The organism is Bacillus sp. AFS041924 (assembly GCF_002577195.1).
In the GTDB taxonomy this organism is placed as follows: domain Bacteria; phylum Bacillota; class Bacilli; order Bacillales; family Bacillaceae_G; genus Gottfriedia.
This window is the reverse complement of sequence record NZ_NULG01000008.1, coordinates 40667-56164: the sequence shown is the minus strand read 5'-3', so window position 1 is coordinate 56164 and position 15498 is coordinate 40667. Positions and strand designations below refer to the sequence as shown.

The following is a 15498-nucleotide window of genomic DNA, read 5'->3' as shown; positions in this document are numbered from 1 at the left end:
TCCGTCCCCCTCCACCATTTATTGTTGGGCTATAGCCAAGCGGTAAGGCAACGGATTTTGATTCCGTCATGCCCTGGTTCGAATCCAGGTAGCCCAGCCATTTTTTTATTTAATCGTAATTTATTACGAGCCATTAGCTCAGTAGGTAGAGCATCTGACTTTTAATCAGAGGGTCGAAGGTTCGAATCCTTCATGGCTCACTCTTTTTTTTTTATATGCGGAAGTAGTTCAGTGGTAGAATACAACCTTGCCAAGGTTGGGGTCGCGGGTTCGAGCCCCGTCTTCCGCTCCATTTCCATATAAATAATTAAGGGGCCTTAGCTCAGCTGGGAGAGCGCCTGCCTTGCACGCAGGAGGTCAGCGGTTCGATCCCGCTAGGCTCCACCAATATACATAAAGTTAAACCTTAGTCATTTGGCTAAGGTTTTTTGTTGTATATAATCATAAGATATCCTAAGATATAACACTTCAAAATGCATATGTATACAAAAAAATGTCGAGTTGACCCATTTGTTTCAAAAGATTTAAACTATTAATATAATTAGTAACTTTTACAGTCAAAAAATTATATTTTTTTAAAATCAAGTAAGCGTTTTCTTTTATGAATTCAGACGATGGGGGAAATAAAAATGTTAAAAGATATTTCAATTATTGGAGTGCCATTAGATTTAGGACAAACAAGACGTGGAGTAGATATGGGGCCAAGTGCAATTAGATATGCTCAATTACACGAACGTATTGAAAAAATGTCTTATCAGGTTGAAGACTTAGGCGATATTTTGGTAGAGCGTACGCCAGTTAAAGAAGATAATTCAGAACATAATTTAAAGAACTTAAAATCTGTAAAAGAAACATGTGAAAAACTCGCTGCTGAAGTGGATGAAGTAATTAAAAGAAATAGAATGCCATTAGTACTTGGTGGCGATCATAGTATTGCAATCGGTACATTAGCAGGTGTATCAAAGCATTATAATAATCTTGGACTAATTTGGTTTGATGCACATGGAGATTTGAATACTGCTGAGACTTCACCATCTGGTAATATTCACGGTATGTCATTGGCTGTTTCTTTAGGGCATGGGCACGATTTATTAACGAAAATAGGTGGTTACTTCCCTAAAGTAAAACCAGAGAATGTAATTATCATTGGTGCTCGTGATCTTGATGAAGGTGAAAGAGCTATTATTAAAGAATTAGGAATTAAAGTTTATACAATGCATGAGATTGATAAATTAGGAATGACTAAAGTAATGGAAGAAAGTATTGACCATTTGAAAGACTGTGATGGTGTACACTTATCGTTAGATCTTGATGGTCTAGATCCAATTCATGTTCCTGGGGTTGGTACACCTGTTCCTGGAGGAATCACTTATAGAGAAGGTCATTTAGCTATGGAAATGTTATCAGATGCTGATATTATTACTTCTATCGAATTTGTAGAAGTTAATCCAATATTAGACGAAAGAAACAGAACAGCAATCGTAGCGGTTGCTTTAATTGGCTCTTTACTTGGTGAAAAATTACTGTAAATAATAATTAGGATTTTGCTCTACAAAAAAGCTAGCATTTGTTTGCTAGCTTTTTTCACTGTTGAAAAAAATATAACTTTAAATCATATTTTTTCAATGTACAACAAGCTGTATGATGTTGATTTCCACTACGGGATGCTCGTTTTCCATGGGTAGAGACCTAGCCTCCTTAGCGCGCCTGTGAGGTCTTTAGACTTCCTGCATTTCCCATTGGAGTTGAGCACTCTTCCGTTTCAATCAACTTCTTTTACAAAAAAGAACTTTTTTTATTATCTTTTACTTAGAGAAAAGCATCGACCTATTAATTGCCCAGTATGTGTACCAATTTTGATAGTTCAGCAAATAATTTGATACTTATATCAATAGCGTCTAAATATTTTTAAATACTGAAAAAGATAAAAGGAATAACGAAAGTTTGTAAAATGATAAGATTCCAAAAAAAATTACCAGATAAAACCATTCCTATAAACCATTAAAAAATTACAACGGTAACATCAAATGTTTCGCAAAGGGTACGTTTTAACAATTGACGGTTTATCATTCAATGCTTTGAAAAAACTATCATTTTGCTAGTTTTTCTTTGTATCAATTTCTCTAGATAAAATCAGGAAAACGTACCTATATAAAAAACTTCTCACCAAAAAAATTATAAGTTAAATAGGAGTGTTTCTTCTATTAAAGAAGTAGGTCAACTGATATGGGATTTGTAATTTTATTTAATAATGCTTAAATAGTAGTAAAAGTAATGTTAATTTAATAAATAAGTCACAAATTTTGTGTATTACAAAAATATGGTATAATACTCAAGATACAGTTTTATTCTAAAGAATTGGGAGGGTAAAAGGTGCCTTCTTTACATATAAATTTTTTACAGTATTTACAAAATGGATTAGATATACTAATAGTTTGGTTTGTTATTTATAGATTAATTATCATTATTCAAGGGACAAAGGCAGTCCAACTTTTAAAAGGTGTAACGATCATTATTGTTGTAAAAGTATTAAGTAGTCTATTCGGCTTGCATACTTTGCAATTTTTAATGGATCAAGCATTAACATGGGGATTCCTTGCAGTTATTATTATTTTTCAACCAGAGTTAAGGAGAGCACTAGAGCAGCTTGGACGTGGTCGTTTCTTCTCTCGAACTACTGGTAATGGATTTAATGATCAAAATGATGTTGTTGAAAACATTGCAAAGGCCACTGAATATATGGCTAAACGAAGAATTGGCGCACTGATTTCATTTGAGAGACAAACGGGGATGGGTGACTATATCGAATCCGGTATTCGAATGAACGCTAATTTGTCTTCTGAATTACTAATTAATATCTTTATTCCGAATACCCCACTACATGACGGAGCGGTGATTATACAAGGGGAAAAGATTACAGCAGCAGCTTGTTATTTACCACTATCTGAGAGTGCATTTATTTCAAAAGAATTAGGAACTAGACATCGGGCAGCCGTTGGAATTAGTGAAGTTACTGATAGTATTACAATTGTAGTGTCAGAGGAAACAGGTGCAGTGTCAGTAGCTAAGAACGGAAATCTATATAGAGAATTATCTAAAGACGAGCTTGTGAATTTATTGAACTCGGAGCTGAAATCACCTGAAGAGTCCACCGCATCTAAATGGAATTGGAAGGTGAAGCGTAATGGATAATTTTATGGATAATCGTTGGATCTTAAGAGGAATCGCATTATTAGTAACTTTATTACTGTTTATGTCTGTCAACTTAGTTCCACAGTCAAGTTCATCAGGCTTAGGCGATATACCGTTTGTTAATAATAAAGAATTAGTACGAGAAGTACCAGTAACGTCAATTTATGATCAGCACAATTTAATCGTGACGGGTATTCCAAAGAATGTTTCAGTGGAATTAGATGGACCTAATAGTATTGTAAAAACTGCGGAAATGAAAAAAGATTTCGAAGTATATTTGGATTTAACTTCTTATGCTTTAGGTACATACGAAGTGCCTCTAAAAATTAGAAATATTTCAGATAAAATAAAAGCAACTATAAAACCGAGAACAGTAAGAGTAACGATTAAAGAAAAAATTGAAAAAAGTGTTCCAGTTAAAGTTGTTTATCTAAATGAAAAAAATATTAAACATGGCTATAAAGCTGAAAATGCAATTGTTAAACCAGGTTTAGTCAAAATTGTAGGTTCATCAGACGAAGTGTCACAGGTGGCATATGCGAGTGTTGGTGTGGATGTTACTGATGCCAATCAGACATTTAGCCAAGTGTTACCGATTAAGTTATATAACAAAAAAGGTGTTCAACTTCCAATTGCTACACAACCTAGTAAGGTTGAAGTAACTGTCCCAATTGTTTCTGAGAGTGCGGTTTATCCAATCAAGCTAGTGCAAACAGGAGTACTAAAGGATGGTTTAAAATTAAATAGCCTAGTGAGCAAAGTTGATTCAATAAGAATTTATGCTCCTAAAGATTGGTTAGATAATTTTGGTGGTCCTATAGAAGTGCCGGTTGACCTGTCTTTATTTGATAAAAATGGCACATATGAAGTAAGTGTACCTACTCCAAAAGGAGCGTTTAGAGTAGATCAAAGTACGATTAATGTGGACATTAATTTTGATGAGGAAATTGAAAAGAAATTTAGTAAAATCCCAATTAATTTAGTGGGTGAGGATAATCAATATACTTATAAGTTTATTAAGCCTCCTTCAGGAAAATTAGTAGTTACTGGTAAGGGATTCAAGGATGACTTGGATACAATTAAAGCAAGTGATTTAAATATTACAGCTAAGGTTAATGGACTAGATCCAGGCACTAGGGATGTTGCGCTTACTATTACTGGACCTAAAGGAGTTATATTTAGTTTAGAATTTGATACAATAACGATTGAAATTACTGATAATAAATCCGCTCAAACTGATGAGAATTCAGAAGAAGGCGATATTGGACAGTCATCGAATTAGAAGGAGAGTTAAAATGGGTAAATATTTTGGTACTGATGGTGTAAGAGGAGTTGCGAATAAAGAGTTAACTCCAGAATTAGCTTATAAAATTGGACGCTGTGGCGGTTATGTTTTAACAAAAAATAATGTAAAACCGAAAATTATTGTTGGGCGTGACACACGTGTATCAGGACATATGCTTGAAGGTGCACTTGTTGCGGGATTATTATCGATTGGCGCAGAAGTTATGAGATTAGGTGTAATCTCTACTCCAGGTGTTGCCTATTTAACAAAAGCTTTAGGAGCACAGGCTGGTGTTATGATATCAGCTTCGCATAATCCTGTTGCAGATAATGGTATTAAGTTTTTTGGTCCAGATGGGTTTAAATTATTGGATGAGCAGGAAGAAGAAATTGAAGAACTAATGGATGCTGAAGTAGACAAGCTGCCAAGACCGACTGGAAATGATTTATGCCAAGTTAGTGATTATTTTGAAGGTGGTCAAAAATACTTGCAATTCCTTAAAAATACAATTGATGAGGACTTCTCTGGCTTATTAGTGGCTCTTGATTGTGCACACGGTGCCACTTCTTCACTAGCACCATATTTATTCGCTGATTTAGAAGCGGACATCGTTACAATGGGTACGAATCCTAATGGATTTAATATAAATGACGGTGTGGGTTCAACACATCCTGAGGCGTTAGCAGCACTTGTAAAAGAAAAAGGGGCTGACATCGGTTTATCATTTGATGGAGATGGTGATCGTCTGATTGCAATTGACGAAAATGGCGAAATCGTTGATGGTGACCAAATAATGTATATTTGTGCTAAATATTTAAACGAAAAAGGTCGTCTAAAACAAAATACGATCGTATCAACTGTTATGAGTAACTTAGGTTTCTACAAAGCAGTCGAAACGAATGGAATGAAAAGCGCTGTAACAGGTGTTGGAGACCGATATGTTATGGAAGAGATGAGAAAGAATGGCTTCAATCTTGGTGGTGAGCAATCTGGACACATCATCTTTTTAGATCATATTACGACTGGTGATGGCATGTTAAGTGCAATACAGCTCGTAAGTATTGTAAAAGAAACAGGTAAAACATTATCTCAATTAGCTGGAGAAATGAAAAAGTATCCACAATTATTAATTAATGTTCGTGTAACAGATAAGAACGAAGCACTAAATAACGAACGAATCAAAGGAACCATCTCTGAGGTAGAAGAAGAAATGAATGGTAATGGTCGTATTTTAGTTCGTCCATCTGGAACTGAGCCACTTATTCGAGTAATGGCAGAGGCTCCTTCTGAAGCAGAGTGTAAACAATATGTAGAACGAATTGTTGCAGTTGTAAAAGAAGAAGTTGGAGAATAATAATAAATAAAAATATATGCATAGATGAGCACTTTTGTGTAAGTCTATGCATATTTTTGTTATATAAACAACTATTCTAAAATTTATTTCAAAATATTTTTGTTGACCATTTTAAATTCTGTATAGTATAGTTGTTTTATTGTTTTCCTAACAAGGAAGGAGTATATAAACAAAAAAGGTTTAAAAAAGCGCCAGAACTACACAGGACTGAAAGTGTAGTTGACGAGGTGGAGTTTTATCGAAGTTTCGGCGGATGACTCCCGGTTGACGTATCACAACCGCAATTATTTACGTAAAACACATGGGTGACTGTGTGCACAAATGTAGATAATCTGATACACCGTTTAAATATAAAAAAATGAACTCGCTAATGAGCGGAATATGAAAGGTAGGTGGATATTGCTTGTAAGTCCTCTACCATTATTAAACATGACGAGGGAATAGAAAATTAAATAGTTAAACGGTTAGGAAAACAGCGTTCCATTCCTATACAATTTTTGTATGTCTTGTTTTAGGACTTACTAAGCAATAGTTAATTTATGTGTGGAATCGTTGGATATATTGGAAATGATAATGCGAAAGAAATTTTATTAAAAGGTTTAGAGAAATTAGAGTATCGTGGTTACGATTCTGCTGGGATTTCTCTTTTAACTGACAATGGTGTAGAAGTTTATAAAGAAAAAGGTAGAATTGCAGTATTACGCGAATCAATTCCTACTAAAACGGACGGAAATATTGGAATTGGTCATACAAGATGGGCAACTCATGGTGCTCCAAGTAAACGTAATGCACATCCTCACCAAAGCTCTACTGAACGTTTTACACTAGTTCATAACGGCGTTATCGAGAACGATGTACAATTAAAAAACGATTATTTAAGTGATATTGAATTTACAAGTGATACAGATACTGAAGTAATTGTTCAGTTAGTAGAGCTTCAAATTAAAAAAGGTTTATCAGTTCTTGAGGCATTTAGAGAAACACTTAAGCTTCTTAAAGGTTCTTATGCAATTGCATTATTAGATAAACAAAACGAAGACGTAATTTATGTAGCTAAAAATAAAAGCCCATTACTTGTTGGTGTTGGTGAAGAGTTTAATGTTATTGCATCTGATGCGATGGCGATGTTACAAATTACTGATCAATTTATAGAATTAATGGATAAAGAGGTTATTTTAGTTTCAAAAGATAACGTTAAATTAATGGATCTTAACGGAAATAGTATAGAACGTGCTCCATATACAGCTGAAATCGACGCTAGCGATATCGAAAAGGGGACTTATCCTCACTTCATGTTAAAAGAAACAGATGAGCAGCCTTTAGTAATCCGTAATATTATCCAAAAGTACCAAGATGAAAACGGCGAGCTTGTAATTGATGCAGAAATTAAAGCTGCTTTAGCAGAAGCTGACAGATTATATATCGTAGCTTGTGGAACTAGTTATCATGCTGGTCTTGTTGGAAAGCAATTTATCGAAAAGATGGCAGGTGTTCCTGTAGAAGTTCATGTTGCAAGTGAATTCTCTTACAATATGCCACTACTGACAGAAAAACCATTATTCATTTATATTTCACAAAGTGGTGAAACTGCTGATAGCAGAGCATGTCTAGTTCAAACAAATAAATTAGGTTATAAAGCAATTACACTTACAAACGTACCAGGATCAACATTATCACGTGAAGCTGATTTTACTCTTCCTTTATATGCAGGTCCTGAAATCGCAGTTGCTTCAACTAAAGCTTATACTGCACAATTAGCAGTACTTTCAATTGTTGCAAATGCTCTTGCAAAAGAAAAAGGAAAAACAGTTAACTTTAACCTTGTTAAAGAACTTGGAATTGTAGCAAATGCGATGGAATCAATTACAAACCAAAAAGATGAGTTTGAAGAAATTGCTACAGAATATTTAGCTACGACTCGTAATGCATTCTTCATCGGTCGTAACGTAGATTACTTCGTTTGCTTAGAAGGCGCATTAAAGTTAAAAGAAATTTCTTACATCCAAGCAGAAGGATTTGCTGGTGGAGAGTTAAAGCACGGAACAATTGCTCTTATCGAAGATGGAACTCCAATTTTTGCGTTAGCAACACAAGAATCAGTTAATCTAAATATTCGTGGAAATGTAAAAGAGGTTGTAGCTCGTGGTGCTAACCCTTGTATCATTTCAATGGAAGGATTAAGTATGGAAGGTGATCGCTTCATTTTACCAAAAGTACAAGAAGAATTATCGCCAATCCTTTCAGTAGTCCCATTACAATTAATTTCATACTATGCTGCTTTACACCGTGGTTGTGATGTTGACAAACCTCGTAATCTTGCAAAATCAGTTACAGTTGAATAATCAAATTATTGCTCTTACTGCATTAAAGACAGATTTGAAAATAAAAAACTGAACAGGGAGTGTAAAATGATGATCAAATTTAACGATGAAAAACGCATTCCTACAAAAGACGATTTTCATGTTAGTGAAGTTGATGAACGTGTTGTAATTAGAAAACCGATTAAATAAATATATATAGATATATTAAATAGTAAGGACTAGTGGCCATAACCATTAGTCCTTTTTATTTGTCTGAACAGCCAGACTAGCTAGATAAGGAGTATGAAAAAGATGGATATTTTTGGTATAATATTAGTTAGAGCAACAAACGATTGAATTGCTAATGTAGGATTATTAAGATAGATTTTTTAGACGTATTAACTGTATTTACATCATACTTAAATATTGATAAATGGCAAAAATAAGATACACTAGCACTAGCTTTTCTCATTATGAAACGAGTAAAATGGCCACAGTTCAGTCTATAAATATTATTTTTAGATAATAAAGCTGGAACGTATAGTCAAAAATACTGGTATAAGATACACAGTTACCACATAAAAAAATAGTTATCCCGTCGTTTTGATTAGTTATATTTGCTTTTAAGGAGGTAGAGCATTGAGATGGCAAGATCAAAGGAATTTGAAATAGATGCCGTTCTGCTTAAAGCTATGCGGTTATTTTGGGAACAAGGTTATGAAAAGACATCCATGAAAGATCTTGTTTCACATACAGGGATTCATAAAGGGAGCATGTATGATACCTTTGGTGATAAAAAAACATTGTATTTTAAAACATTGGAGCGCTATGTTGAATTTTCTCAGCAATTGACTAAGCGTTGTATGGCTAATGCCCGTTCTACCAGAGAGTCAATCCAATTGTTGTTCGAAATAGCTATCGAAAAGCTAGATGAGTTTCCGGAGGGCTGCATGATAGTGAATACCGCGGTTGAGTTAGCAAATCATGATTCTGAGGCAATAGATTTGGTTCATCAGACCTGGGACAATTTTGAACAGTTAATATGTGAACTTATCCAGGAAGGCCAACAAACAGGGGAATTTTCCAATACGCTAAATGCAGAAGAACTGTCTTCTTATTTTCTTAATGCATTAATAGGACTTCGCGTAATGGTTAAAACTAATCCTGACAAAGAAAAATTACACAAAATAATGGAAATGAATTTGTCAATATTAGACTAATTTGTTCCTGTGGTATTTAAATCTCCTTGCTAGTTGGCTTGGTTAGATGACCTTCAATGGATTTTCAGACAAGCCAACATAGACCTGGCTACTTTTTGTAAAATAAAAAGGAAGTCCTTTATGAAATAGAGGACTTCACAACCACTCAAACATTCTATAATTTATTTTGATTTTCCTGTATTAATTAAATCTACATTTACATTTACTTTAATTTGCAAGTCTGAGTAAATCTTATTCCAATCCATCTTGTTCCATTTTTTATATGACACACTGTTACGTATTAATGTTCCGATCCCTATAGAGTCTGTTTGATCTTTTTTTAATTTAGTTATCAATTTTTTTGAACTAGTTACTAAATAGTTTTCAACTTGCTTTTCCAAATTTCTTTGATATATTTCTTTACTTATATCCATTGTACCCGAGTATTCAAGAATACTACCTTTTAAATCTAGATTTATTATAACAGTCATATTATTACTTTTTCGTCCATTTACTTTTTTATCATTTTCAGAATTTATATTACTTATTAAAAGTTGATCATTTTTTCCTTTCTTTTCATCGAGAATACTAATCATTAAACTGCCATTATTAATATTTCCACTTAAAAAATCTAGGATTTGTATTTCACTTAAACTTAATTGTGAAACATATTGATCTCCTTTAAACGTACCTAATCCTTTTAATTCAATGTTCTCCCCTTCATAAGAAAAAACAGGTAAAACTGGGTCAATACCATCATCATAATAATCTCTTAGAAAACGATGTTTATCAGTATTTAGAATTTTATTTTGACGTCCTAATTTTTCCATAAACGTATAAAGATATTCAGAGTTATCTGGAATAGAAGGTATCTTTTTTTTTAACAAATCTTCCCCTTTTCCCTCTACAATCGCAAACTTAACACGAGTTCCGAATTCTGGGTCCCTTGAAAACGACTTAATTACATTTATTAGCCCTTTTTTTGCCAATTTCTCTCCAAAGATGATTGTTCCTTGCCCTCCAACCAGCTTTAAATTAGTTAAATTTTGAAGTTTAGTAAATGTATCATGAGTTGATTTTCCATTAGCAGTTAAAGTCTGGGTACCAAATGTTCCCTCTTTAGAAACAGTAGGAAACAAGACAGTTGTTTTTATTGGATTTTCGTCACTCTCGGACAAATCGTAAGCACCAGCTTGAAGTATTGCTAGATCTTCAATAACATTACTAGTTCCACAACTAGTTAAAAATAAACAACATATTGCAATTAATACGGTAACTTTATTTTGCATTAGCTGTCTCCCTATTAATAAGGTTTTTAAGAATTTCAGTAAAAAGGATGAAGAGTACAAGACTCGGTAACACCCAGGCTATACCGATTCCAAGGTAACTCAACCAATTTAACCACTGTTCTACATCCACTACGGAGTCCGGTAACATTGCGAGGATAAAGCCTATAGCTAGAATGATGTAAATCCAATTATTAGGCTTCATTCTTTTTATCATGTTTCCTAAAAGTTGCTGAGATCCCCAGAAATATATTACTACTGTTGATAATACTTTAAATGCAAAAACAGAAAAGCATAGATTTTCGGCTCTTGAAAGGAAAGAAACTTCCGTGTATTCAAATAATGTCATAACTGGGTAAATATCATTTAATATTTGGTCGAAGCTAAAAAAGCCAAAACTTACAAATAGGATAATGACGTAAATGAACATAGACATAAAATTTCCAATAAAGAGGGCCTTTGTCCATTTTTTTTCAACCATCGGAAAAAAAAGAATGGAAACTTCAATACCTAAAAAAGCTGAATAAACTTGAAGTGATCCTTTGAAAATATCAGTTTCTCCTTTAAAAAAGAAAGTAGTAAATCGTGAAAAATTAAATTCAGGAAAAAGATAAAAAATTAAAAAAATCATTGGGATCACGAAGCAGAATAATACAGCTATGGCTTTAGTGAAATTATAAATTCCACCTCTTAATAGATAGAAACTAAGGATGGTAAAGAGAATGAGAAATATTGTGTCAGGTAAAGCTGGGAAAAACATCATTTTAAAAATGTTGATGTATAATCTCATAACCATACTTGCGATTCCAATCCAAACTCCAGTAATAAACACATAGAAGGGGAACATTATCCATCTAGGAAGAGTTGTTTCTATAATTTCAAACATTGAACGACCTTTCCCCAACTTATAAATCATGACAATCATCAAGATATTAATATTAACAAGTACAAAAATAAAAAAAATACTTAACCAGCCATTTGTTCCGAAATATTCGGCAGTTATTCGAGGTAAACTATACAAGACTAAACCATTTTGCATCATATAGATTAATATAGATAGTTGAAGTGGATGGAGCCGTTCCTTCATATTAATCACCATTAATTCCTCTCTTGTTCACCGTCGTTTTGTACCATTGATTGCGCGGGTTGAGTTTTTCTTATTTTATAAAATGGTCCCCTCACAATACTATCCATCCAATCCTTGAAAAAGGTTGGTGAAACCGGCATAAAATAAGGTGAAGATAAATTTGTTAATCCAGTTAAATGGATGGTTAATATACCTAAAACAAAAAAGATCCCGATATTACCTAAAAATCCTGCCATCAATATAAATAAGAAGCGAATGATTCGAATGGAAGCACTCATAATATAGCTAGGGACTATGAATGAAGCAATAGCAGAGATAGCTACAACAATGATAAGAATGTTACTAGTAATCCCAGCTTCTACGGCTGCTTGACCAATTACAATACCTCCTACAATTCCAATTGTTTGGCCAATTTTTGTAGGTAGTCTCGCGCCTGCCTCTCTAAGAAATTCAATTACAATTTCTAAAAATATAGCTTCAACGAGAGGAGGGAAGGGTACTCTACTTCTAGATTGCATAATGCTTTGAAGTAAAGATTGTGGAATCATTTCATAATGAAAAGTACAGATTGAAACATAAAAAGCAGTAAGGATCAATGTAATGAATAAAGCCATGTATCTTAAAATCCTAACCATTGTTCCCATAATCCATCGCTGATTATAGTCATCTGGTGACTCAAAAAAATCAAAGAAGTTAGAAGGAGTACAAAAAATATTTGGACTATCATCGACTAGTCCGATGATTTTTCCAGCATATAGTTTGGACACAGCAATATCTGGTCTTTCCGTCGTATAAAATTGTGGGAAGGGTGAATTATGATGATCATCTATTATCTGAATCAATACGTTTGAGTCAGTAATGGAATCAACTTTAACAGATTGAATCCTTTCTTTTAGATGGTTCACCATATCCATATGGGCAATACCATCGATGTAGATTAAAAGAACTTTAGATTTTGAAATTTCTCCAACGGATAACTGGATCATTTTTAAGCGAGGACTTCTAACTCTTCTTCTAATCAATGACACGTTTGTTTTTAATGTCTCATTAAAGGAATCGTGCGGTCCATTTATGACAGTTTCTGTTTCAGATTGTGCAATAGCACGTTCCTCTAATCCAGATACATTTATTAAATATGTATCCTCCCCAGTGTACATAGCAACATTACCATCTAATATCCCATTAATAACTTCTTCTTGATTACTTTCTCGTTTATACAAGGATTGTTGAAAAGTTTTTTCAAGATTATAGAATGATATTTCTCTTAAGGGTGAAAGTATTTCACGCTCTAGAGTGTTGGAATCTACTAACGAGCTTAAAAAAATGATGTGTATTTCATCATGATTAAATGAACGATGAACAAGGTCAAAACTATCACTTAATTCTTTAAGTGTCTGTTCATAAGTAGCTTCTTGAAATTCTATTGCAATATCATTCAATTGATGAGTATTAGGTGGATGAATGAAACCTGTGTCCTTTTGAAAAAAAATCTTTTTGAAGTTTGTTCGAAAGCGACTCATTCAAGTACCTTCCTTTTAAATCAATATAATTTATACTATTTGCCTTAAACTGTAAAAATATGTATTTAGATGCCTTCACTAAAGGTAAAAGTTTAAATGAGGCAATTAAAGAAATAAAAACTGCCACGAAAAAATTCGTGGCAGTTGAATGACGATTAAAGTGTTGGGTTCTTGATCTAAAGGTCAATTGTAACTTGTTCTATAAGGATATTCTGTTATATTTTGACTTTCAATACCGAATTTGCAATGTCGTAACAAGGGGGAGGTCTTACAAGCATTGCAAGTTACGTACGGTCTGTATTATATTTCATACCTTCATAGTACATGCGATTTGGAATCACTTTTTTTTCTTTGGCAGATACTGATGCTGCAACTAATTTGTAGATGCCAGTTTTCCCACCTAACGGGGAAACATATCGTTCTACATGACCACTAGCCAAAGGCCGATTATAATAGCCAGGTACATATTTATCCAACATAACTTGCATGGCTGCCGTGGCTTCATTTAAATCGGTTACGGGAAGGATAGCTCCCTCAACGATGACACTCATATAAGCTGTATCGGTTCCAGCGGGGATTGGACTTGTAATTGTTCCATAATTCTCACCTACAGTAAAGCAAGCTGAAGGGTTATTCTCAATGTAAGTGGCTTTTCTTCCTTCAGCCGCCCCGTGAAAATAAATGGAATTGTTGAGCCAAACGAAATTAAGTGGAATGACATATGGGATATCTTCCTGAGACAAACCGAGAAATCCAGTACGGGCATGTTCTAGAAAGTGATTGATTTTTCCCGTGTCAGTACAAAGGCGATCATAATTGCGAAGTGTAAACATCGAAATCATCTCCTTTTCTTAGTTGGTCACACTTTGCTTGTATTTAAAGAAGTGGTTTCAGAATTCTTGGTTTTCATACGTTCTAAGAATACTTTTTTTAAAAAATACAGTCCCTAATACTTAAAGGGACTGTATTTTATTTTAGCGTAGTGACTTAAATGCCGTACGAAGCTCTGAAGTTATATGCTCTGGTTGCTCCCAAGCTGCAAAGTGTCCACCCTTAGGAAGTCTGTTGTAGTGTATAAGATTAGGATATGCTTTCTCTGTCCAACTCTTAGGTGCAACATATAATTCATCAGGAAAGACGCTTACAGCAACCGGAATTTTTACGCCTTTGACAGCGAAGAAAGAGATTCCGGCGTTACTGTTTTCCCAGTAAATACGAGATGCAGAGACGCCTGAGTTCGTTAACCAGAAGAGCGTGATATTGTCGAGGACGTCGTCGCGAGTTAATCCTTCTTTGACGCCGTCAAAAGATCTTGAAATCAGAGCAAGGCTTTTCCAGTCGTGGTCAAGCATGAAGGCTGCTAAACCAACAGGTGAATCCACCAGTCCAGTCAGTGTCTGCGGACGCGTTCCCATCAAGGCAGCGTAGGCGAATTTATTTTCTAGAACTTGTGCAGCTGCTTCTTTCTCTTCTTCTGAAAGATCAGAAGGAAGCGGGTTGCCAGACCAGATTGCCGCATCAACTTCAGGTGGAATTACGCCAGCCATATTAGTGTGTAGGGCGATCAATCCCTTAGGTTCCTGAACGCCCATCATATCAACGACGATTGCGCCCCAGTCGCCACCTTGTGCCACATACTTGTCATAACCAAGGCGAGTCATTAGCTCACCATAAGCACGAGCGATGCGTTTCGGATCCCATCCTGTCGTAGTCGGTTTACCTGAAAATCCGTAACCAGGCATCGATGGAATGACCACGTGGAAAGCATCTGATGCACTTCCGCCATGTGCCGTAGGATTAGTAAGTGGTTCGATAAGTTTCATTTGTTCGAAAATCGAGCCCGGCCATCCATGCGCAATGATGATTGGCATAGCATTTTCATGCTTTGAACGAATGTGAATGAAGTGTATGTCCAGACCATCGATTTCAGTGATGAAATGTGGATAAGCGTTTAACTTAGCCTCAATTTTGCGCCAGTCATATTCATTCGCCCAATAACGCGCAAGTTCTTGAACCGTTGCAAGCTGAGTACCTTGAGATTGATCCGATACAGTTTCTTTCTCAGGCCATCTTGTAGCATTTATGCGTCTGCGCAATTCGATCAGTTCCTCTTCTGGAACGTTCACATGAAATGGACGAATCGCGTTTTTATCTGTAATTTGCTCATTAACTTGATTATTAGAAATTGTATGCGTCATTATTTAATCTCCCTTTATACGTTTTATTTTGGTTGAGGCCAGGTTAGTTTGTGCGGAAAATTCACGCACTGTGGACC

General features: G+C 34.8%; 11 protein-coding genes and 4 tRNA genes. 10 read left to right on the top strand and 5 right to left on the bottom strand.

Annotated elements, in window-relative coordinates; translation table 11 throughout:
* Positions 1–25: 25 nt before the first annotated feature.
* The 10 genes from COC46_RS03460 to COC46_RS03415 all read left to right on the top strand — a co-directional run bounded on the left by COC46_RS03460 (position 26) and on the right by COC46_RS03415 (position 9351).
* Positions 26–100, top strand: a tRNA-Gln gene (locus COC46_RS03460).
* Positions 101–127: 27 nt separating this feature from the next.
* Positions 128–200 (top strand) — tRNA-Lys (locus COC46_RS03455).
* Between the two features lie 17 nt (positions 201–217).
* Positions 218–292 (top strand) — tRNA-Gly (locus COC46_RS03450).
* A gap of 19 nt (positions 293–311) precedes the next feature.
* Positions 312–387, top strand: a tRNA-Ala gene (locus COC46_RS03445).
* Positions 388–629: 242 nt separating this feature from the next.
* Positions 630–1529 (top strand): arginase, encoded by a 900-nt coding sequence (rocF, locus tag COC46_RS03440; protein ID WP_098808363.1) that lies wholly within the window; start codon positions 630–632, stop codon positions 1527–1529.
* Positions 1530–2373: 844 nt separating this feature from the next.
* Complete coding sequence (cdaA, locus tag COC46_RS03435; protein WP_098808362.1) at positions 2374–3192, top strand: diadenylate cyclase CdaA; 819 nt, start codon at positions 2374–2376, stop codon at positions 3190–3192.
* On the top strand, positions 3185–4474 hold the full coding sequence (locus COC46_RS03430; protein ID WP_098808361.1) for a CdaR family protein: 1290 nt from the start codon (positions 3185–3187) through the stop codon (positions 4472–4474). The genes cdaA and COC46_RS03430 overlap by 8 nt, the downstream gene beginning before the upstream one ends.
* Before the next feature lie 13 nt (positions 4475–4487).
* Entirely contained in the window at positions 4488–5831 is a 1344-nt protein-coding gene (gene glmM / locus COC46_RS03425; protein ID WP_098808360.1) for a phosphoglucosamine mutase, read from the top strand.
* Between the two features lie 539 nt (positions 5832–6370).
* On the top strand, positions 6371–8173 hold the full coding sequence (gene glmS / locus COC46_RS03420) for a glutamine--fructose-6-phosphate transaminase (isomerizing) (protein WP_098808359.1): 1803 nt from the start codon (positions 6371–6373) through the stop codon (positions 8171–8173).
* A 602-nt stretch (positions 8174–8775) separates the two neighbouring features.
* Complete coding sequence (locus tag COC46_RS03415; protein ID WP_098808358.1) at positions 8776–9351, top strand: TetR/AcrR family transcriptional regulator; 576 nt, start codon at positions 8776–8778, stop codon at positions 9349–9351.
* A 161-nt stretch (positions 9352–9512) separates the two neighbouring features.
* Here the strand turns inward: COC46_RS03415 and COC46_RS03410 are convergent, their stop codons facing one another.
* The 5 genes from COC46_RS03410 to COC46_RS03390 all read right to left on the bottom strand — a co-directional run bounded on the left by COC46_RS03410 (position 9513) and on the right by COC46_RS03390 (position 15421).
* Positions 9513–10619, bottom strand: a complete 1107-nt coding sequence (locus COC46_RS03410; protein ID WP_098808357.1) for a Ger(x)C family spore germination protein — start codon at positions 10617–10619, stop codon at positions 9513–9515.
* A complete protein-coding gene (locus COC46_RS03405; protein ID WP_255294797.1) occupies positions 10609–11703 on the bottom strand; it encodes a GerAB/ArcD/ProY family transporter in 1095 nt (364 codons plus the stop codon). Before COC46_RS03405 ends, COC46_RS03410 begins: the two co-directional genes overlap by 11 nt.
* Positions 11704–11714: 11 nt before the next feature.
* The gene (locus COC46_RS03400; protein ID WP_098808355.1) at positions 11715–13223 is read right to left on the bottom strand and encodes a spore germination protein; all 1509 of its coding nucleotides are present in this window, start codon (positions 13221–13223) and stop codon (positions 11715–11717) included.
* Between the two features lie 284 nt (positions 13224–13507).
* Positions 13508–14056 carry a pyridoxamine 5'-phosphate oxidase family protein gene (locus COC46_RS03395; RefSeq protein ID WP_098808354.1) on the bottom strand — a complete coding sequence of 183 codons (549 nt, stop codon included), beginning with the start codon at positions 14054–14056 and terminating at the stop codon, positions 13508–13510.
* Between the two features lie 141 nt (positions 14057–14197).
* Complete coding sequence (locus tag COC46_RS03390; RefSeq protein ID WP_098808353.1) at positions 14198–15421, bottom strand: epoxide hydrolase family protein; 1224 nt, start codon at positions 15419–15421, stop codon at positions 14198–14200.
* Positions 15422–15498: the final 77 nt, after the last annotated feature.

What these genes read in the sequence shown, in the direction of transcription:
- glmS (WP_098808359.1), top strand. Translation starts at nt 6,371, where the DNA reads ATGTGTGGAATCGTTGGATATATTGGAAATGATAATGCGAAAGAAATT.
- glmM (WP_098808360.1), top strand. Translation starts at nt 4,488, where the DNA reads ATGGGTAAATATTTTGGTACTGATGGTGTAAGAGGAGTTGCGAATAAA.
- COC46_RS03430 (WP_098808361.1), top strand. Translation starts at nt 3,185, where the DNA reads ATGGATAATTTTATGGATAATCGTTGGATCTTAAGAGGAATCGCATTA.
- COC46_RS03400 (WP_098808355.1), bottom strand. Translation starts at nt 13,223, where the DNA reads ATGAGTCGCTTTCGAACAAACTTCAAAAAGATTTTTTTTCAAAAGGAC.
- COC46_RS03415 (WP_098808358.1), top strand. Translation starts at nt 8,776, where the DNA reads ATGGCAAGATCAAAGGAATTTGAAATAGATGCCGTTCTGCTTAAAGCT.
- COC46_RS03410 (WP_098808357.1), bottom strand. Translation starts at nt 10,619, where the DNA reads ATGCAAAATAAAGTTACCGTATTAATTGCAATATGTTGTTTATTTTTA.
- COC46_RS03395 (WP_098808354.1), bottom strand. Translation starts at nt 14,056, where the DNA reads ATGTTTACACTTCGCAATTATGATCGCCTTTGTACTGACACGGGAAAA.
- rocF (WP_098808363.1), top strand. Translation starts at nt 630, where the DNA reads ATGTTAAAAGATATTTCAATTATTGGAGTGCCATTAGATTTAGGACAA.
- COC46_RS03390 (WP_098808353.1), bottom strand. Translation starts at nt 15,421, where the DNA reads ATGACGCATACAATTTCTAATAATCAAGTTAATGAGCAAATTACAGAT.
- COC46_RS03405 (WP_255294797.1), bottom strand. Translation starts at nt 11,703, where the DNA reads ATGAAGGAACGGCTCCATCCACTTCAACTATCTATATTAATCTATATG.